This window comes from Streptomyces sp. T12 (genome assembly GCF_028736035.1).
Lineage (GTDB): Bacteria > Actinomycetota > Actinomycetes > Streptomycetales > Streptomycetaceae > Streptomyces.
In genome coordinates, this window is the sequence record NZ_CP117866.1 from 10,503,882 (window position 1) to 10,523,388 (window position 19,507).

At 71.3% G+C, this 19,507-nt stretch carries 14 protein-coding genes; 7 read left to right on the top strand and 7 right to left on the bottom strand.

Annotated elements, in window-relative coordinates:
* Positions 1–2: 2 nt before the first annotated feature.
* The 3 genes from eccCa to PBV52_RS46950 all read right to left on the bottom strand — a co-directional run bounded on the left by eccCa (position 3) and on the right by PBV52_RS46950 (position 6,561).
* Positions 3–3,980, bottom strand: a complete 3,978-nt coding sequence (gene eccCa, locus PBV52_RS46940) for a type VII secretion protein EccCa (protein ID WP_274247910.1) — start codon at positions 3,978–3,980, stop codon at positions 3–5.
* A gap of 46 nt (positions 3,981–4,026) precedes the next feature.
* Entirely contained in the window at positions 4,027–4,701 is a 675-nt protein-coding gene (locus PBV52_RS46945) for a response regulator transcription factor (protein ID WP_274247912.1), read from the bottom strand.
* A 1,215-nt stretch (positions 4,702–5,916) separates the two neighbouring features.
* Positions 5,917–6,561, bottom strand: coding sequence for a peptidoglycan-binding protein (locus PBV52_RS46950; RefSeq protein WP_274247914.1), 645 nt, complete (start codon positions 6,559–6,561; stop codon positions 5,917–5,919).
* Between the two features lie 436 nt (positions 6,562–6,997).
* Between PBV52_RS46950 and PBV52_RS46955 the strand changes: the two genes are divergently transcribed.
* Together PBV52_RS46955 and PBV52_RS46960 are read left to right on the top strand one after the other, a co-directional pair.
* Positions 6,998–9,340 (top strand): molybdopterin cofactor-binding domain-containing protein, encoded by a 2,343-nt coding sequence (locus PBV52_RS46955; RefSeq protein WP_274247915.1) that lies wholly within the window; start codon positions 6,998–7,000, stop codon positions 9,338–9,340.
* Positions 9,341–9,348: 8 nt separating this feature from the next.
* On the top strand, positions 9,349–9,825 hold the full coding sequence (locus PBV52_RS46960; RefSeq protein ID WP_274247918.1) for a (2Fe-2S)-binding protein: 477 nt from the start codon (positions 9,349–9,351) through the stop codon (positions 9,823–9,825).
* 61 nt (positions 9,826–9,886) lie between these two features.
* Here the strand turns inward: PBV52_RS46960 and PBV52_RS46965 are convergent, their stop codons facing one another.
* Positions 9,887–10,849, bottom strand: coding sequence for a triacylglycerol lipase (locus tag PBV52_RS46965; RefSeq protein WP_274247919.1), 963 nt, complete (start codon positions 10,847–10,849; stop codon positions 9,887–9,889).
* A gap of 183 nt (positions 10,850–11,032) precedes the next feature.
* Between PBV52_RS46965 and PBV52_RS46970 the strand changes: the two genes are divergently transcribed.
* Positions 11,033–12,286, top strand: coding sequence for a helix-turn-helix domain-containing protein (locus PBV52_RS46970; RefSeq protein WP_274247920.1), 1,254 nt, complete (start codon positions 11,033–11,035; stop codon positions 12,284–12,286).
* Positions 12,287–12,409: 123 nt separating this feature from the next.
* Here PBV52_RS46970 and PBV52_RS46975 read toward each other — a convergent pair whose 3' ends face one another.
* Positions 12,410–13,381: a LysR family transcriptional regulator gene (locus PBV52_RS46975; RefSeq protein WP_274247921.1), complete on the bottom strand. Its 972-nt coding sequence runs from the start codon at positions 13,379–13,381 to the stop codon at positions 12,410–12,412.
* An 83-nt stretch (positions 13,382–13,464) separates the two neighbouring features.
* Here PBV52_RS46975 and PBV52_RS46980 point away from each other — a divergent pair, with 83 nt between their 5' ends.
* From PBV52_RS46980 to PBV52_RS46995, 4 genes are all read left to right on the top strand, one after another.
* Positions 13,465–14,160: a type 1 glutamine amidotransferase domain-containing protein gene (locus PBV52_RS46980; RefSeq protein ID WP_274247922.1), complete on the top strand. Its 696-nt coding sequence runs from the start codon at positions 13,465–13,467 to the stop codon at positions 14,158–14,160.
* A gap of 79 nt (positions 14,161–14,239) precedes the next feature.
* The gene (locus PBV52_RS46985) at positions 14,240–15,742 is read left to right on the top strand and encodes a cytosine permease (protein WP_274247925.1); all 1,503 of its coding nucleotides are present in this window, start codon (positions 14,240–14,242) and stop codon (positions 15,740–15,742) included.
* Entirely contained in the window at positions 15,739–16,287 is a 549-nt protein-coding gene (locus PBV52_RS46990; protein WP_274247927.1) for a cysteine hydrolase family protein, read from the top strand. Before PBV52_RS46985 ends, PBV52_RS46990 begins: the two co-directional genes overlap by 4 nt.
* A complete protein-coding gene (locus PBV52_RS46995; RefSeq protein ID WP_274247929.1) occupies positions 16,284–16,991 on the top strand; it encodes a peptidase E in 708 nt (235 codons plus the stop codon). The genes PBV52_RS46990 and PBV52_RS46995 overlap by 4 nt, the downstream gene beginning before the upstream one ends.
* Before the next feature lie 29 nt (positions 16,992–17,020).
* Here PBV52_RS46995 and PBV52_RS47000 read toward each other — a convergent pair whose 3' ends face one another.
* Positions 17,021–17,935, bottom strand: a complete 915-nt coding sequence (locus PBV52_RS47000) for a peptidoglycan-binding protein (protein ID WP_274247931.1) — start codon at positions 17,933–17,935, stop codon at positions 17,021–17,023.
* A 147-nt stretch (positions 17,936–18,082) separates the two neighbouring features.
* Entirely contained in the window at positions 18,083–19,405 is a 1,323-nt protein-coding gene (locus PBV52_RS47005; protein WP_274247934.1) for a phosphoribosyltransferase family protein, read from the bottom strand.
* Positions 19,406–19,507: the final 102 nt, after the last annotated feature.

A 19,507-nucleotide genomic window follows, 5' to 3' on the forward strand; every position in this document is an offset into this window, starting at 1 on the left:
GCTCACGGCTGAGCCGCCAGTCCGGTCTGGAGCAGTCCGACACCGCGCCGGGTGACGAACTGCGCACGGCCCGGGGGCAGGGTGCGCGGCTTGGCCTCGCCGATGAACTTGCCCTCTTCCTTGGGGTAGGAGAGGAGCAGTGCCGGGCTGCCCAGTTCCCACATCCGGCGCAGCAGCGGGTCCATCATGGCGCGCATCGCTCCGGAGGTGCTGCGCGCGACCACGATGTGCAGCCCGATGTTGGCCGCCTGGGCCAGCAGCGGCACCATGGGCGTCATCGGGTTGTCCATGGCGCTGCCGGTGGCGAACAGGTCGTAGTCGTCGATGAGCATGAACAGGCGTGGTCCCGTCCACCAGTCGCGCTGCGGCAGCCGCTCGGGGGCGATGTCGGGGCCGGGTACCCGGCCGCTCACCGACACCGCGGCGCTGGCCGCCAGTTCCGCCAGTGCCTCGGTGCCCACGGCGTAGCCGACGCGGTACTCCTCCGGGACGTCCCGAAGGAGCTGCCGGCTGGGGTCGGCCAGCAGGATGCGCGCCTCGTCGGGGGTGTAGCGGGCGGTGATCGCCCTGGCGACCAGGCGCAGCGCGTTGGTCTTCCCGGTGGCGTCGTCGCCGAAGGTCATCAGGTGCGGCACCTTCGCGAAGTCGTGCCAGACAGGCTGCAGGCGCTTCTCGTCCCAGCCCAGGCAGGCCCGCATGTCGCCGTCCGGCGGCGGCAGCTGGTCCACCGGCAGGTTGCTGGGCAGCAGCCGTACGCCGGGTGCCGACCGGCCGGGCCAGAACGTCTCGATCTCCGCGGCCGCGGCCTTGGTCGCGCTGGTCAGGTCCTCGATGTCCGACGAGCCGTCGAGCCGGGGCAGTGCCGACAGGAAGTGGTGGCTCGAACTGGTGAGACCGCGCCCCGGGCGCGAGGGCACTCCGGCGGCCTGACGGGTTCCGACTTCCGACTCCATGCTGTCGCCGAGCCGGAGCTCCAGCTTGGTGCCCATCAGGTCACGCTGCTTGGGGCGGATCTCCGACCAGCGGACCGCCGAGGCCACCACGTGCACGCCGAAGGAGAGGCCTCGGGAGGCCAGTTCGGCGACGCGGTCCTCCAGTTCCTCGAAGTCCTGCCGGAGGGTGGCCCACCCGTCCACCACGAAGAAGACGTCGCCGTACGGGTCGTCGATCTGTCCGCTCCTGCGCAGCGCGCGGTAGGCGGCCATCGACTCCAGGCCCAGGCTCGTGAAGCGCTCCTCGCGCGTTTCCAGTACCTGGGTCATCTCCTCGACGGTGCGCAGCACCCGGTCGCGCTCCAGGCGGGTGGCCACCGAGCCGACGTGCGGCAGACCCGCGACGGAGACGATGCCGCCGCCGCCGAAGTCCAGGCAGTAGAACTGGACCTCCTCCGGGGTGTGCGTCAGGGCGAGGGAGAGGATCAGGCTGCGGAGCAGGGTGGACTTGCCGGTCTGCGGCGCTCCCGCGACGCCGACGTGTCCGTCGGCTCCGGAGAGGTCGGCGACCAGCAGCTCGCGTATCTGCTCGTAGGGCCGGTCCACCATGCCGAGCGGTACCTTCAGGGCGCCGAGGGCCGGGTAGTCGCTCGCGCTCATCCCGCGCAGCGGGTCGGGCACGATGCCCGGCAGCAGCTGGTCGAGGCTCGGCGACTCGTCCAGCGGCGGCAGCCACACCTGGCGGGCGGGCGGGCCGGCGTCGCTGAGCCGGTCGATCAGCACGTCGAGCAGGCTCTCGGAGCTCTCGGACTGCTCCTCGTCGTCCGACGGCTCGTCCGAATCCCGTGAGTCATCAGGGTCGGCGGACGCCAGGTCGGCCGGCAGCGGCGGCCGCTGCTCCAGGCCGAAGGGGACGATCTCGGCGGCCGGCCCGCTCGGGTCGTCGCCCGTGGCGGCGCGGGTCTGCGGTTCCGGGCAGGGCCCGGAGACGTAGGCGGCCTTGAAGCGGACGAGGTTGGTGGTGTCGATCTTCAGATAGCCGTGGCCCGGCGCTGAGGGCAGCTCGTAGGCGCCCGTGACGCCGATGACGCTGCGCGACTCCATGGAGGAGAAGGTGCGCAGGGCGATCCGGTACGAGAGGTGGCCGGCGACCTTGTGGATGCTGCCTTCGTCGAGTCGCTGCGAGGCGAGCAGCAGGTGCACGCCGAGGCTTCGCCCGACGCGTCCGATCATCACGAACAGCTCGATGAACTCAGGCTTGCTGGAGAGCAGTTCGGAGAACTCGTCGACGATGAGGAGCAGCGAGGGCAGCGGGGCCAGCCGGGCGCCGCCCAGCCTGGCCTTCTCGTACTCGAAGAGGGAGGGGTAGCCGGCCTCGCGGAGCAGTTCCTGACGGCGGATCACCTCTCCCTGGAGCGAGTCGCGCATCCGGTCGACCAGCGGCAGCTCGTCGGCCAGGTTGGTGATCACCGCGGAGGTGTGCGGCAGCTTCTCCATGTTGAGGAAGGTGGCGCCGCCCTTGAAGTCGACCAGGACCAGGTTGAGGATCTCGGAGGAGTGGGTCGCGCACAGGCCGATGACCAGGGTGCGCAGGAGTTCGCTCTTGCCGGAGCCGGTGGCACCGATCAGCAGACCGTGCGGCCCCATGCCGCTCTGGGCGGACTCCTTGAAGTCCAGCTCGACGATCTCGCCGTCCTCGGTCACACCGACGGGCACCCGCAGGCGGGAGTGCTGCGGCGTGCGCGACCGCCACTGGGCGGACACGTCGAACGCTCGCGGATCGCGGATGCCGAGCAGGGCGGTCAGGTCGAAGTCGTTCTCGAACGGTTCGTCGACCAGGTCCACGATCCCGCTGGTGCGCATCGGCGCGAGGTACCGGGCCAGGCTCTCGGCCGCGGTGATGCTCAGCGCGTCGGCCCGCGCCGACGCCGTCGAGTCGCCGGACGGGAAGGTCACCTGTCCCTTCTCGGTGGTCAGACGCAGCACCTTCGAGCCGCCGGTCATGGCGCCGGTCAGGTCGAGCAGGACGACATTGCGCAGTCCGGCGCCGAGCAGCCGGGAGCCGGTCGGTATCTGCGTGCCGGCGGCGACGATCACCACGAACGGCTCGGAGGTGCTGGGCGCCTCCGACTTGTCGTGGTCGGGTCGGTCGCTGACGTCCTGGCCCAGGAGATCCATGAGGGCGTCGTGGTCGGTGGCGACGAGCCGCAGCGCACCGGCCGCGTCGTGCTCGCGCGGATCGGCGTTGTGCGGCAGCCACTTCACCCAGTCCCAGTCCGCCCGGCCCCGCTCGTCGGCGAGTACGGCGATGCGCAGCTCGTCCGGCGAGTGGAAGACGGCCAGCTGGCAGAGCATCGACCGGACCAGGGCGTACGCGTAGGTGCCGTCCCCGGCGAACTCGACGCTGCTGAAGTTGCGCAGCGAGACGGGGACGGCCATGCCCTCGACCGTCTGGTGGGCCTTGATGAACCTGCGCAGCGAGATCGCCGAGAGGGGTTCGAGGTCCTCGACGGGCTTGGTCTCGGGGGGGATGAAGTGCAGCGCGGCCCGCCGTGAGCCGAGCCCGGCCCGGACCCGGGCGAAGTCGTCGTGGCTGGCGCGGCGCTCCCACAGCCGGGGGCTCATGGCCAGCGACCACAGGTCCTCGGGCTCGGGATGGTCCCAGGAGACGGCGGCCCGCTGCTCGCCCGCGGCGTCCCTGGCCTGCTTGCGCAGCTGTGCGAGGTAGCGCAGATAGTCCCGGCGCTCGGCCCGCATCCGGCGCTTGCGTTCCCGGCCCGCCTGCCCGAGCTGGGTCAGGCTCATCGCGATCATGGAGACGCCCATCATCCCGGACATCATGTACGTGGTGGGCGAGCCGTTGCCCATGGAGAGGCCCACCGCCATCGCGGCCGAGCCCAGGCCCATGGGGAGGAAGGCCAGCGCCGACCCGAATTCCACGCTCGCCGGCTCACCGAGCACCGGTGGTTCGGCCAGCTCGATCTCGCCCTCGGGCATCTCGGGAGCGGTAGCGCGCGAGCCGCGCTTCACCGGCACCGTGTTCGTCATCCGCGTCCTTCTTCCATGGACATCGCGTGGAAGCGCTCCCAGATGGTCACAGCGCTCCGCAGCGCATCGCGTAGGCGACCGCGTGCGAGCGGTTGCGCAGGTTCAGCCGGGTCAGCATGCCGCTGACGATGTTCTTGATGGTCCGCTCCGAGTAGTTGAGCTGCTGCGCTATCTCCACGGTGTCCAGGCCGTCGGCGAGCAGCCGCAGCACCTCGACCTCCCGCTCCTGCAGACCGCCGACGGTCAGGCCGTTGGGCACCAGCACGGTGCGCTGGATCGTGCGGACCTGTTCGAGCAGCCAGCCGACCATCTGCTCGGGGACGAGCGCGCGGTCGCGCCTGCTGTCCCGGATGGTCTTCACCACACGGTCCCGGTTGGCCTCCTCGCGCGGCAGGAAGGCCACCAGCCCGCTGGTGACCGCGCGCATCAGGTGGTGTTCGGAGATGGTCTCGGCGACGAGCACGATGCGCATGTCGGGGTTGGTCGACTCGGTGGCGGCGCGTTCCATCCAGCAGACCATGTCCTCGGTGGTCTGGTGGACCGTGACCAGCAGGACGTCGGCTTCGCACCTGCGGTCGGGCGGGAGCAGCGTGATCCCCGGGACGGAGCGCAGACAGGCGACGGCACCCTCGCCGCTGACCGGGTCACCGGCGTGCACGGCCACGCTGATCACCGCACCCCGTTCGCCGACGACCGGCGCCTCTACCGTGCGGGCGGCCATACCGACCAGCCTGCGTCGACCGGGTGGCGCGCATCAGCGACGGCGCGCACCGCGAGAGATCGGACACTGGCCATAGACGCTCCAATACTGAGTGGTGCCAATCCCACGCGCTCGCGGGTCCTTTCCCTTCCAGCGGCCACTTCGGTCACCGGACAAACCCTGTATTGACGTGTACCTCACAAGCTGAATGGGTGTGGCGGGGCCGCGTCGGGTCCCCCGGTCATGGGAGCGCAATGTACGTGTGTCGGCGCATGCGCAAAAGTTGCTTTACTTCTAAAGCACGGGGATGCGCCGGTCAAGCAAAGATTTAGTAATTCGGCAGGTCGACAAGGCTGTCTACGCCTCCCGTTGGGCTCAGGGGCGCGTCGTTCCATGGTTTGTGTGGCGGGTGGGGGGGGGTGCGCGTGTGGCGAAGGTAATGCGACCGCCGGGTCGCGGAGTTCATCAAATGTTCACCATTCACCCACGCCGCCCCCTCGGGATTGCGGCGAACTATTGAACAGATTTCAATTTCCCGTCAGCCCTTGACGGAATTCCGCTATGCCACCGTGGACTGCTGTCGATCGCCCTCGCGCTGCTCGAATGGGGTCGATCCGGCTTCGCGTACCGACTGGCCGGTAATTTGTATTTCCTTGCGCGTGACGCATTTCACGAGCCGCACCGAGCGTGCGGGCGGCCTCGGCGGGTCGGCGGCAGGCACCCACAGGGCGTGCGTGCGGCACCTGCTCGAGGTCGCATACGCGCAGGTAGTGTGTCCTCTGGGTCATCCCTGTCTCGTGCGCTCGCCTCGGCGTGTTGGCCGGGTGTTCGGTAGGGTGAACGGCCCTGTTTTCGCGAAGGGTTGGACCCTCTAAGGGGGGAACATCGGTGCTCGCGTGCGACGTTGGAAGTTCCGGTCTTCCTCTGCCGACGGGCGATTGACCACTGAGGCGCACATCACACCGCGGCGGCGTCCACATCAACCTTGTCACGCTCTTCCAATTCGCCCTCTGAACGGGAGGCGTGTGCGCGGGCGAAGGCGGGGGTGGTGCCGGACGGGGAGCGTGTGCTTGCTACCGTGCGGCTCACTTCCCTGGTGACTGACTGGTCCGGCGATAGGCGGGCGGTTCGGTCAGAACCCGAATTCTTCGGCCGCGTGTATTAGGCGGCAGTCGGCGTATGTGGCGACGCTGGAGTCGGGCGTCACACTGGAACTGGGCGCCTATGTCTTCAAGCTCACGGCTCCGGGGTCTCGCATTCCAGCGACGCCCGGGTCGCCCTGCCGTAGACGCCCGACCCGTCGCCGAGGACGACACGGGTGAGCTGGTAGGCGCGTACCGCGCCCTCGACCTCGACCTCGCGGTCGTAGTCGCAGTCGACGGCTCCGCCGTAGAAGCCGATCTGGCGCAGGCGCAGCTGGAGTTCGGTGGCTTCCGGCCCTTGGTCGCCGAGGCGCAGGACCGGAGGCTGTCTTTTCCCGTCGCTCGGCTCGGGGGCGGCGCTGGTGGTCGGGCCCGCGCCGGATGGGGCCGCCGTCGGGGTGGCGGAGGCGCCGGTCGGGAGAGCGGAGTTGTCGGGTGGCGTCGTACTCGGCGACGACGTCGGGCTCTTTGACGGCGGTGCGGAGGTGGCCACCCGGGGCGGATCCACGGACGCGGCGCCGGCCTGGGACGCCCCCTCCGGCACGCGCGCCCGCACGCCCTCCGGCGGGGAACCGTCCCGCGAGGGACTGTCGTAGGCGAACAGCCCGCCGAGGAAGGCGCCCGTCAGCAGTGCGGCCAGGGTGGCGCCCGCGCCGGTGATCAGAAGAGTGCGGTTCCTCTTCCGGGGTCCTGTCGGGGCGTCGGCGTCGGCGTCGGTGTCCGTGTCGGGGAGGGGCACCTCGGCGGGCGCCTCCGCCGTGGCGGCCGGGGGGGGTGGGTGTGTCGTCCGCGGTAGGCATGCCGTCCATGTCCGCCAAGTCCTTTGGAGGCTGCGGGAAACTTCGGCGCCATCCCGGTCCCGCTCCGCGGAGTCGTCACCCAGCTCCACGAACGGCCCTGTCCGCACAGGATCGAAGTCCTCCGCGGCCGCCGCCTCCGTGCGCGCGTCGCGACGGGCAAGACCACCGCCCTCGGGCTGGCCACGCCGATGCCGCGTGAGGGGTTCTCCGGGTGCCGGCCCGCCGCAGCCTGGCCCGCCTGGCGGTGCACAGGAGAGGCGTGTTGTGGGTGTTGCGTGATGAAGTGCGGCAGGGATCTTCCGCAACGCGTGCGGGCCGTGCACAGTCAAGATCCGCCATGCATCGGCGCATGGCACGTCGCCGGGAGGACAGTCGATGGCAGCTCACCACCGTCCCCAGCGGCCGGAGATCCCATCCGCCACCGCCCCGGACGGCATCGGCCGGCGCAGATTCCTGGGGTACGTGGTCGCCGCCTCGACGCTGACCGTGGCCGCCCCGCTCGGCGAGGCGGCCCTCGCGCCCACGGAGGCGGCCGCGGCCGTCCCTTCCGTACCGGGCCCGGCCGAGATCTACGACCTCAACGACATGCTCACCCACGCCGCGCTCCCCACGGCGAACCTGATCACCATCCGCCTCGACACCGACGGCACGGCCTCCTTCGCCCTGCCACGCGCCGAGGTCGGCCAGGGCATCACCACCTCCAGCGCCATGCTCATCGCCGAGGAACTGGACCTGCCCCTGGAGAAGATCCGCGTCACGCTCGCCGACGCACGGCCCGAACTGCTGTTCAACCAGGTCACCGGCGGCTCCAACACCACCATCTCCACGTTCACCCCGATCCGCGTCGCGGCCGCCGTGGCCCGGGGCCGGCTGCTGAGGGCCGCCGCGCTCGAACTGGGGGAGGCCCTCGACACCCTGACCGCGAAGGCGGGGGTCATCACCTCGACCGTGACCGGCAAGAGCCTCTCCTACGGCGAACTCGCCGAGAAGGCCGCCTCGGTGGCCACCGGCCAGGTCTCCGTCACCCTCAAGGAGCCCGCCGACTTCAAGGTCATCGGCACCGCGCGGAGCCGCGTCGACGCGCTGGCGGCGGTCACCGGCCGCAAGAAGTTCGCCATGGACGTGCACGTGCCGGACGCGCTGCCGACCATGGTGTGCCGGCCGCCGACGATCAACGGCACCGTCGGCTCGGTGAGCAACCTGGACGAGGTGCGGGCCATGCCCGGCATCACCGACGCCGTCCGCATCCCCACCGGAGTCGCCGTGCGCGGCCGCACCTTCGGCCAGTGCATCGACGCGGTACGCGCGCTGGAGGTCACCTGGCAGCCGGGAACGGCGGAGGACGCCTCCGACGACTCCATCCGCTCCGAACTCCGCAAGGCCGAACTCCCCCTCCCCGCCCTCGACTTGCTGACCAAGTCGGTCGACGCCCGCTTCACCTTCCACTTCGCCAGCAACAGCGCGCTGGAGACCAACTGCGCCATCGCCGACGTACGCGAGGACTCGGCCGAGATCTGGGCGAGTCTGAAGACCCCGATCGTCGCCCAGGAGGAGATCGCGCTCAAGCTCGGCCTCCCGGTGACGGCGGTCAAGGTCCATGTGACGGAGGGCGGCGGCTCGTTCGGCCGCAAGCTCTTCCACGACGCCGCCGCCGAGGCCGCCGAGATCTCGAAGGCGATGGGCAAGCCCGTCAAGCTGATGTGGCACCGCACCGACGACTTCCGCCAGGGCCGCACCCACCCCATGTCCACCTCCCGGGTGCGCGCCACCTACGCGCTCGGCCAGGTGCTCACCTACGACCAGCGCCACACCTCCGTGGCCACCGACTTCGGCCACGGCGTCGGCGAGATCATCACCGCCGAGGCCGCGCGGCTGCCCGTCGGGGACCTCACCTTCTCCGAGACGATCTTCACGCTCACCCAGCAGACCCCGTACAACTTCGGCGTCGTCACCCAGCTCCTCAGCGAGACCGACAAGCGCTTCCACACCGGCTCCATGCGCAACATCTACTCGCCCAACGTGCGGTGCGCACAGGAGCTGGTGGTGGACGAGCTGGCCAAGCGCATGGGCAAGGACCCCTACCGGTTGCGCCGCGCCTTCCTCAAGGACGAGCGGGCACGGGCCGTCCTCGACAAGGTCGCCGAGGTGGGGGAGTGGGGCCGCGACATGCCGGACGGGACGGCGCAGGGCATCGCGATCCACCCCGAGTACCACGCGTACGTCGCCGTCCTCGCGGAGATCGACTGCCGCCCGGAGACCACCGGACGGGAGATCCCCGACGCGTGCACCGGGCCGCGCGTCACCAAGGTCGTCTGCGCCGTGGACGTGGGGCTGGCCGTCAACCCGCGCGGCCTGCAGGCCCAGATGATGGGCGGCACCATGGACGGCATCGCGATCACGCTCAGCTCCGGGCTGCACCTCGCGGGCGGGCACTTCCTGGAAGGCAGTTGGGACAACTACTTCTACACCCGCCAGTGGAACACCCCACCGGAGCTGGAGATCGTGGTCATGCCGCCGACCACCGAAACGCCCGGCGGCGCGGGCGAGTTGGCCGTCGCGGGCGCGATGGCGGCCGTGGCCTGCGCCTACGGACGCGCGACGGGCACGATGCCGACGACGTTCCCCCTCAACCACGGCGAACCGCTCGGCTTCGAGCCGCTGCCCACCACCCCGCCGATCCCCGCGTCCCCGACCGACGGCCTGAGCCGCGCCTTCTAGGAGCCACCGTGCCCGAACACACCTTCATCCTCAACGGCGAGTCCGTGACCGTGGACATCGAGGACGACGTACGGCTGCTGTGGGTGCTGCGGGACGTCCTGGGCGTCACCGGACCGAAGTACGGCTGCGGCCTCGGCGTCTGCCAGGCCTGCACGAGCCACATCAACGGCAAGGCCTTCAACCCCTGCTCGGTCCCCGTGCAGGACCTGCGCCCCACCGACGAGGTCACCACCATCGAGGGCCTGCCCGCCACGGTCGGCAAGGAGCTCCACCCCATGCAGGAGGCCTGGCTGGAGTACGACGTGGCCCAGTGCGGCTACTGCCAGCCCGGCCAGATCATGACCGCCGTCGCCAAGGTCCGCCAGGCCCGCGAGGAGGGCCGTGAGATCACCGAGGCCGACCTCGACGAGATCCGCAACGTCTGCCGCTGCGGGACCTACCACCGCATCCGCGAGGCGATCGTCGCGGGCGCGAAGAAGTACTGAACGCTCCCTGTGGCCGCGCGGGGCGATCCGCGCGTTCCGTGCGGCCACAGGATCGCGCGCGTCAGCAGATGGGGCGCTGGGCGTGGGCCGGGTCGAGGGCGTTGAGGACGAGGCGCGTGGCCAGGTCGTTGTAGCTGATGTCGACGTGCTCGGTGAACTCGGCCGGGCAGCGGTCCTGGAGCTTGATGTTGGTGACGTTCGGGGCGGCGTCGAGATAGGCCGAGATGTACGGGGTGACGACCTCGTCGTACCGGGTGGTGATCACCGTGTAGGTGATGTCCGGGTCGGTCTCGCCGCCCGCGTTCAAATCCCGGAGGAAGTCCGAGCCGATGAGCTGCTGCTCGCACGCCTTGCAGCTCACACCGAGGAGTTCGTCGCCGCCGGGGAACGCCAGCGCGAGGAGGCCGAGGCCCGAGAACGTGGTGCCGTGGTTGGACGGGGTCAGGGCGACGAGCTTGTCCACCTCGGCCGCGCCGCCCAAGTTCTTGATGTAGTAGCGCGGCATCATGCCGCCCTGCGAGTGCCCGACCAGGTCGACCTTCACGGCACCGGTGGCGGCCCGCACCCGGTCGACGAAGTCCGCCAGCTGCCGGGCCGAGGCGGCCATGTCGCCGGTGCCGAGCAGGGCGCCGGAACTGCCGCCGTGGTTGAGGGCGAAGACGCAGTACCCGGCCTCCTTGAGCAGCGGAGCCAGCGCAGCCCAGTTGTCGTAGCGGTTCTCCATGGTGCCGTGCACGAGGACGACGGGACGCGGATGCGCGGCGCCGGGGCGGCAGGTGAAGTCGTTGGCGCCGGTCGGTACGGCCGTGGGGTGGGCGAGGGAGTACGCGAGGGCCGACGGGAAGTCGTTCTGGGGCGGGCCGACCGGATCGGCCGCCGTCACCGGCTCGGCGTCGCGCGTGTCCGGCGTCGCCTGGGACCGGTCGACGCCGGCCACGCCGAGACAGACGGCCGCGGTGAGCCCGGCCAAGGACGAGGCCAGAAGGCGTCGGCGCGGGGTGCGCCGGAGTCTGCGGGTGCGCATGAGGGAGTCTCCTCTGCCTGGCTGTCGTGGGGTGCGTGTCACAAGGACGAGACACGGAAGCTACTGGCGCGTAACGTCGGATCCACACTTGCGTCGCCCGAGGGAGACGTACCAGCGAAGGTGCGAGGGAGAGGGGAAAGGTGTCATGGGTGTGACACCTTTCTGGGAGGGGGAGTCACCGCGATGGCGTCGCAGGCAGAGACGTTCACACGTCACCCCTGGCACGAACTGCCCCCGGCGCTGGCCGCGTTGATCCGCTCCAGGGTCGACAGCATCGTCACCGACATGACCCAGGCCATCCGCGACGAGGTGCCCGGCTACCGCCGCTCGCTCGACTCCGCCGTCGGCCGCGACCTGACCGAGTCGATCCGCCGGGCCGTGCGGCAGTTCACCGAGCTGACCGAGCACCCCGACAGCCCGCAGGACCATCACATCCGGCACTTCCGGCACCTGGGCCGTGTCGAGTTCCTCAACGGCCGTACGACGGACGGTCTCCAGGCCGCCTTCCGGGTCGGAGCGCGGGTGGGCAGTCGGCGGTACGCCGAGATCGTGCAGGAGGCGTCGCTGCCGCCCGAGACCGTCCTGACGCTGCACGAAGCCGTGCTGATCCACATCAACGCACTGTCGAACGAGGCGGTGAAAGGCTTCCTGGCCGCACAGTTGCGCTCGGAGGGCGAGGTGAAGCGTGCCCGCCGGACTCTGGTGGAGCGGCTGTTGGAGCAGCCGAGAGGGCAGGAGCGCGCACCGCTGGGACCGTTGGGACCGTTGGGACCGTTGGCCGAGCGTGCCCGCTGGGCGCTGCCGGGTGCCGTCGCGTGTGTGGTGGTGCGGTCGGCGGGGCGTTTCTCCGTGCCCGGCGCGGACAGCGAACTGCTCTCCGTCAACCGGGGGAGTGACCTCGTCCTGATCGTGCCCGAGCCGGCGACGAGCGGCCTGATCGAACGGGTGCGGGGCGCCGCCCGGGGCCGTGTCGCCGTCGTCGGCCCGGCCGTGCCCACCGATGAGGCCTGGCTGTCCCTGCAGTGCGCCCGGCTCGCCCTCGACCGTCGTGCGGAACTGCCCACCGAACCGGGCGACGACGGGGCTTTCCTGCACGTCGACGACGAACTGGCGGACCTGCACCTGCTCCGGGGCGCCCCCATCGGGCAGTTGCTCGGTCGGCGGGTGCTGGGCGTCTTCGCGGACCTGCCCCGGGGAAGGGCAGACCGGCTCGCCGAGACCCTGGACGCCCTGCTGATGTCCTGGGGACGTACGGCTCCCGAGGTGGCGCAGGCGCTGGGCATTCATCCGCAGACGGCCCGCAAGCGACTGCGCCGCCTGGAGGCGCTGTTCGGCGACCGGCTCGGGGACCCGCGCTTCCGGTTCGAGGCCCTGCTGGCACTGCACACCCAGGCGCTGAGACCCGGCGCCGGCCCGGGGGGCACCGCGGGCCTGTGACCGGCGACGCGCGGGCGCGCTGAAGGGTTCGGCCCAGGCGCGCAGAAGGGTACGGCCGCCGGGCCGGGGTGCCGCCGAGGTGGCCGCCGGGCTCTACTCCCCCCGGCGACGATGACCGGGGAGTCACCGGTCGCGGAGCGTCTCCAGCAGGTGGTCGCGGACCAGGGCGACATGCGGGTTGCCGGACGAGCCCGGGCGCTGGACGAGGAAGCCGGTGTTGATGGGCGGATCGTCCGGGTCGTGCAGCAGGACCAGCGCGCCCGAGGCCAGCTCGGCGGTGCACAGGTAGCGGGGGAGCACGCTGAACCCCGTGCCGCCCGCCACCGCGGCCTTGACCGCGTTCAGGTCGGGCATGGTGACCGCCGGGTGCCGCACCAGGCGCCTGCCGAAGGCATGACGCCAGTATCGGCGCACGATCGGCACGTCCTCGGCGTAGGCGATCAGCGGCACGCCGTGCAGCGCGGCGGGCCCGTCCGCCGCGATCCGCGCCGGTCCGCCGATGCGCTCCGCCCAGGCGGGAGCCGCGACCAGCACGAACTCCTCGTCCGTCATCGGGATGGAGGCCAGGGTGCGACCGCGGGGCCGGTAGGTCGAGAGCACCAGGTCGTAGCGGCCCGCCCGCAGCTCCTCCAGGAGCGGCTCGGTCAGGCCGGGGGTGATGCGCAGCCGTACGCCCTTGTCGACCAGGGGTGTGAGGGCGGGCATGACGCGGTGGGTCAGCAGCTCGGCCGGACCGGCGAGATGCACCGGCTCCGGCTGGTGGACGTCGGGGGAACCGCCCGGCCCCGTGACGGTGGCGAGGGCGTCCAGCGGCTCGACGATCCGGGAGGCGAGCTCGTCCGCGTAGGGAGCCGGGGTGACGCCGCGCGCCAGACGCTGGAACAGTTCCCGGTCCAGCTGCCGCTCCAGCGTGCGGATCTGTGTGGTGACCGTCGGCTGGGACAGGCCCAGCAGACGGGCGGCGGCGGTGAAGGAGCCGGTGCGGTACACGGCCAGGAACGTGCGCAACAGGTTCAGGTCCACTTGCGCCACGCCGCTGGGCTGGACGCTCTCCGCCTCCCCACGGGAATCGTTATTGGAATCCTTATGTCTCATATGCGTGAGCCTATTGGATTCCAATGGCAGGACATGCGTACGGTCGGGGCAACGACGTACTGATCCTCTCGAGAGAGCACCCCATGTCGAAGATCCTGTTCGTGATGACCGGCGCCGACCACTGGACGCTGGCCGACGGCACCAAGCACCCCACCGGCTTCTGGGCCGAGGAGGCGGCAGCCCCGTACGAGGCGTTCAAGGCCGCAGGCCACGAGGTCGTCGTGGCCTCGCCGGGCGGCGTCGTACCCCCCGTCGACCAGGGCAGCCTCGCGGCCGAGGTCAACGGCGGTCAGGAGAACGCCGACCGGGTCGCCGCCGTACTCGCCGCGATGACGGAGCTGCGGGAGCCGATCCGGCTGGAGGACGTGAACCTCGACGACTACGCCGCCGTGTTCTACCCCGGCGGTCACGGCCCGATGGAGGACCTGGCGGTCGACGCCGACTCCGGCAAGCTGCTGACCCTCGCCCTGGAGTCCGGCAAGCCGCTGGGCGTCGTCTGCCACGCCCCGGCCGCGCTGCTCGCCGCCGCCAAGGGCGACGGCACCAACACCTTCGCCGGCTACCGGGTGGCCGCGTTCACCAACACCGAGGAGACCCAGGCCGGCCTCGCCGACAAGGCCAAGTGGCTGCTGCAGGACCGGCTCACCGAGGCCGGCGTGCAGGTCCAGGTGGGCGAGCCGTGGGTCCCGAACGTCGTCGTCGACCGCAACCTGGTCACCGGCCAGAACCCCGCCTCCTCCGCCCCGCTCGCCGTCGAACTGCTGAAGAAGCTGGGCTGAGCCCGGGTACCCACCGGCTCGGCGACCGCTGATCGGCCTCCGTCTTCCCCGGCGGAGTGAGCGGTGCGACGATGCCGGGGTGATCACATCCCCGGACCCACTCGACGACCACTCCCCGGGCCGAAAGCTCCAGGTGGAGACCCACGGCCTCGACGTGATCGCCGACGCCGAACGCAAAGGCACCCCCCGCACCCTGTTCTGGCCCTGGTTCGGGGCCAACGTGTCCATCCTGGGCCTGAGTTACGGTGCCTTCGCGCTCGGCTTCGGGATCTCGTTCTGGCAGGCGCTGGTCGCCGGAGTCGTCGGGATCGTCTTCTCGTTCCTGCTGTGCGGGTTCGTCGCCGTCGCCGGAAAGCGCGGCTCCGCGCCGACGATGGTGCTCGGCCGCGCCGCCTACGGTGTGCGCGGCAACCGCCTGCCGTCGGTGATCTCCTGGGTCCTCACCGTCGGCTGGGAGACCGTGCTGTGCGCCTTGGCCACCATGGCCACCGCGACCGTGTTCGGCCGGCTCGGCTGGGGCGGCGGCACCGAGACCAAGGCGATCGCCCTCGTCCTGGTCGGAGTGTTGACCGTCGTCGTCGGTGTCATGGGATTCGATCTGATCATGCGGCTGCAGACCGTGATCACCGTGGTCACGGGCGTGCTCACCGTCGTGTACGTCGCCCTCGTCGCCGACCACGTCCACTGGTCCGCCGTCAGCGCCGTACCGGCGGGCTCCGCCCAGGAGTTCATCGGCGCACTCGTCTTCATGATGACCGGGTTCGGCCTCGGCTGGGTGAACGCGGCCGCCGACTACTCCCGTTATCTGCCGCGCACCGCGTCGAGCCGGGGTGTGATCGGCTGGACCGCGTTCGGCGCGTCACTGGCGCCGCTGGTCCTGCTGGTCTTCGGCCTCCTGCTGGCCGGCTCCTCCGGCGAACTCAGCGCGGCCGTCGCCGCGGACCCCATCGGCGCGCTGACGACGATCCTGCCGACCTGGTTCCTGGTCCCGTTCGCCGTCGTCGCCGTCCTCGGCCTCGTCGGCGGCGCGGTCCTCGACATCTACTCCTCCGGACTCGCCCTGCTCTCGGCGGGCCTGCGCGTGCCCCGCTACGTCGCCGCGCTGGTCGACGGCGTACTGATGATCGCGGGCTCGATCTACATCGTGTTCGTCGCCGACGACTTCCTCGGCCCGTTCATGGGCTTCCTCACCACCCTCGGCGTTCCCATCGCTGCCTGGTGCGGCATCATGCTCGCCGACCTGACCCTGCGCCGCGGCGACTACGACGAGCCCGACCTCTACCGCCCGACCGGCCGCTACGGCGACGTACCGCTCACCCCGCTGCTCCTGACCCTCGGCGCCACCGCCCTCGGCTGGGGCCTGGTCACCAATTCGGCGGCGGACTGGCTGGAGTGGCAGGGCTATCTGCTCGGCCCACTGGGCCTCGGCGGAAGGTCCGGCGCCTGGGCCTACGCCAACCTCGGAGTCCTGGCGGCCCTCGCGCTCGGCTTCCTCGGCACGCTGGTGCTGCGGCGCGGACGCGTCCGGGAACAGGAGGCGCAGGCGCCGAGCCCGGCGGCGGACGAGGGCGCGACCGTATGACCACCGGGTGGCTCGCCGTCATCGACATGCAGCGCGTCTTCGCCGACCCCGACAGCCCATGGGCCTCCCCGAGATTCGCCGAAGCGGCGGCAGGCGTACGGCGCCTGCTGCCGGCCTTCGGGGACCGGGTCACGTTCACCCGTTTCGTGGCACCCGGCGAACCGGAAGGCGCATGGCGGGCGTATTACGAGCAGAACTCCTTCGCCCTGCAGCCTCCGCAGGCCCAACTCTGGCAGCTGACGGACGAGTTCGTGGATCAGGCACAGCACGTACTGGACGCCACCACCTTCGGCAAATGGACCCCGGAACTGGCCCGACGCACCACCTCGGAGGGCCGCCTGGTCCTGGCCGGTGTCAGCACCGACTGCTGCGTCCTGTCGACCGCCCTGGCGGCCGCCGACGCGGGTGTCGAGGTGCTGGTCGTCGCCGACGCCTGCGCGGGCGCGGACGACGACACGCACGCCAAGGCGTTGCAGGTGCTGGACCTGTACCGGCCGTTGATCCGGGTGACGACGGTCGCCGAGCTGCTGGAGGGGACGACGTGAGCCACCCGCATCGGCTGGCCCTCCTCGGTGGAGGTTTCTCCACCGACGAGGACGGCCTGCTGGACGACTGGGTGCTGGGGCATGCGCGTACACCGCGCCCCAAGGTCTGCTTCCTGCCCACCGCCAGCGGTGACGCCCCCGCGTACATCGAGAAGTTCCTCGCCGCGTTCCGCCACCGGCCGAACTGCGAGCCCTCCGTCCTGCGGCTGTTCGACAGGAGGCTCGACGACGACGCGCTGCGGGCGTTCGTGCTCGCTCAGGACGTCGTCTACGTGGGCGGCGGCAACACCGCCAACCTCCTCGCTGTGTGGCGCGCGCACGGCGTGGACCGCGTGCTGCGGGAGGCCTACGACCGGGGAACCTTGATGTGCGGTATCAGCGCAGGTGCCAACTGCTGGGCCGAGAGCTCGCACACCGACTCCTTCGGCCCGCTCACCTTCCTGCCGGACGGCCTGGGCCTGCTACCGGGTTCGGTGTGCCCGCACTACGACAGCGAATCCGGGCGCCGCCCTTCCTACCGGACCGCCGTGGCGACGGGCGCCCTGCCCGCCGGATGGGCCCTCGATGACGGCACCGGCGCCCTCTTCACGGACGGCCGGCTCACGGAGACCGTGTCCCGGGCTCCGGGCGCGTCCGTGTACCGGGTGTCGGACGGGGGCGGTGAAGCCGAGGAGCGAGCGCTTCCGTGCCGGGCCCTGCCTTGAATCTCGGCTCGGACATCACGGCTCGGACATCACGGCTCAGAGGTCTCGGATTCGAGTGACTTCCGGGTCGCCGTGCCGTACACGCCGGACTCGTCGCCGAGGATGACGCGGGTGAGCTGGTACGTGCGTACCGCGCTCTCGACCTCGCGGTCGTAGTCGCCGTCGATGTCTCCGCCGTAGTGGCCGATCTGGCGCAGGCGGAGCTGGAGTTCGGTGACTTCCGGCCCCTGGTCGCCGAGTCGGAGGACCGGGGCTGCGTCCTGCGGGGCGCTCGGCCCGGAGGTCGGGGAAGCACTCGCGGTGGTGCCGGGACCGGACGGGGTGCCGGTCGGCGTGGTGGAGGGGTTCGGATCGTCCGAGCCGCCCGTCGGGGGCGTACTCGGCGACACGGTCGGGCTCACGGGCGCCGCCGCGGAGGACGTGCCGTCCGACTGCTCCCCGGGGGAGTTGTCCTCCGGGGCCGAACCGTCGGGCAGGGGCGCCCGCACACCGTCGGGCAGCGACCCGTCCCGCGCGGGGTTGTCGTACGTGAAGAGGCCGCTGACGAACGCTCCCGTCAGCAGGACGGCCAGCGCGGCGCCCGCCCCGGTGATCACGAGGGTGCGGCGTCCGCGCCGGGTGCTCGCCGGGGTCTGCGCGTCCGCCGGCTGCCGTTCGTCTTCGCCGAGTGGGGGTACGTCGCAGGGGCCGGGGTCGACGGCAGGCGTCGCCGTCGAGGAGATGATGGGCGGGTCGTCCGGATCTCCGTCCTCCCCCGAGCTGCCACCGAGCTCCACGAACGGCCGTATCCGCACCGGATCGAAGTCCTCCGCGGCCGCCGCCTCAGCCGTGCGCGTCTGGCGATGGGCGTCGGACGCGAGGCGGCCGCACGAGCAGGCCGGTGTGCCGTCCGTTGCCCGCGGGGTGCCGCACTCGGGGCAGACAGGGCCGTTCGGTTCGCTCACGTGGAGGTCCCTCTCCGTGCAGATGGTGGAAGTTTAAACAGACGCTCTCCACGTAATCTCCATGAGCCCGGGGATTGACGGAACCAGGCCCTCCGGGCGGCCGAGAACCAGCGTCCCGCGACGCCGGCATGATCCAAACGACAGGCCCTAGGCGGAACGACGGGGCGTCCCCGCGGTGGGCCGGTCGAGATGCGTGGTGAACCAGTCGCGGGCCAGTTCGGCGACGGTGGTGAGGGTGCCCGGTTCCTCGAAGAGGTGCGTGGCGCCCGGGACGACGGCGATCCGGTGCTCGCAGTGCATCCGGTCGGCGGCGAGGCGGTTGAGGCTGAGCACCTGCGTGTCGCGACTGCCGACGATGAGCAGGGTCGGCGCCCGAACACGCGTCAGCGCCGCCGGAGTTGCCAGGTCCGGGCGGCCCCCGCGGGAGACGACCGAGAGGATCTCGGAGCCGGACAGCGCGGCCGCCTCCAGCGCGGCGGCGGCTCCGGTGCTGGCCCCGAAGTAGGCGACCGGCAGACCGGATTCCCGGCGCAGCCACACGGACGCGGCGTGCAGGCGCCGGGCGAGCAGGAGGATGTCGAAGACGTTGTGCCGGTCGTGCGCCTCGTCGTCGGTGAGCAGGTCCAGCAGCAGGGTGGCCAGGCCCACGCGGTTGAGGGCGGTGGCGACGTACCGGTTGCGCGGGCTGTGCCGGCCGCTGCCACTGCCGTGCGCGAACGCCACGGCGACCGCCGCCCCCTCCGGAACGACCAGGCGGGCGCCCAGCTGTGCTCCGGCGGCCGGGATCAGCACCTCACGGTTCGGAGGCGTGGCTGCGGCGGGGGAGTCGGGCATCGACCGGGCGGCCTGCGCGAGCAGGGACGTGACCTCGGCGTCCGAGACCTGGGCGAAATCCCGGTACCAGGCACCCACAGAGCCGAGGACCTCGTGGGTCTGCGGGCAGACGACGTCGTCGGCCACCTGCCGCAGCCGGGCGACGCTGTGCTCAGGACCGACGGGCACGGCGAGCACGACCCGAACCGCGCCCTGACCTCGTACGACCCGGCAGGCGGCCTCGGCCGTGGCCCCGGTGGCGAGCCCGTCGTCCACCACGACGGCCGTACGGCCGGCCACCGGCAGCGCGTCCCGCCCTCGCCGGTAACTGAGCACGCGCCGTTCCAGCTCGGCCCGCTCGGCCGCCTCGACGGCCGCCTGCTCGGCGGAACCCAGCCCGGCCTCGCCGATCACGTCCTGGTTGAGGACGCGGACCCCGTGCTCACCGATCGCCCCGAAACCCCACTCCGGCTGCTCGGGCACGCCCAGCTTGCGCACCACCAGCACATCCAGCGGGGCGCCGAGACGCCGGGCCACCTCGGCCGCCACGGGCACCCCGCCCCGCGGCAGCCCGAGCACCACCACATCCTGGCCACGCAGCCCCTGAAGCGCCTCGGCCAGCAGCAGTCCAGCCGCCCTGCGGTCGTCGTATCGCATCGCCGCCTCCCGCGCCCACGTGGGCGGGAGCCTGTCCCTACCTCTTCAGGCTACGACTGTTCGCCCGCGGTCCCGGCACTTGGCGATATCCGGTCGGTACCG

Coding starts and splice junctions, on each gene's coding strand:
- eccCa (WP_274247910.1), bottom strand. CDS start 3,980: ATGACGAACACGGTGCCGGTGAAGCGCGGCTCGCGCGCTACCGCTCCC.
- PBV52_RS46945 (WP_274247912.1), bottom strand. CDS start 4,701: ATGGCCGCCCGCACGGTAGAGGCGCCGGTCGTCGGCGAACGGGGTGCG.
- PBV52_RS46955 (WP_274247915.1), top strand. CDS start 6,998: ATGGCAGCTCACCACCGTCCCCAGCGGCCGGAGATCCCATCCGCCACC.
- PBV52_RS46965 (WP_274247919.1), bottom strand. CDS start 10,849: ATGCGCACCCGCAGACTCCGGCGCACCCCGCGCCGACGCCTTCTGGCC.
- PBV52_RS46970 (WP_274247920.1), top strand. CDS start 11,033: ATGGCGTCGCAGGCAGAGACGTTCACACGTCACCCCTGGCACGAACTG.
- PBV52_RS46975 (WP_274247921.1), bottom strand. CDS start 13,381: ATGAGACATAAGGATTCCAATAACGATTCCCGTGGGGAGGCGGAGAGC.
- PBV52_RS46980 (WP_274247922.1), top strand. CDS start 13,465: ATGTCGAAGATCCTGTTCGTGATGACCGGCGCCGACCACTGGACGCTG.
- PBV52_RS46990 (WP_274247927.1), top strand. CDS start 15,739: ATGACCACCGGGTGGCTCGCCGTCATCGACATGCAGCGCGTCTTCGCC.
- PBV52_RS47005 (WP_274247934.1), bottom strand. CDS start 19,405: ATGCGATACGACGACCGCAGGGCGGCTGGACTGCTGCTGGCCGAGGCG.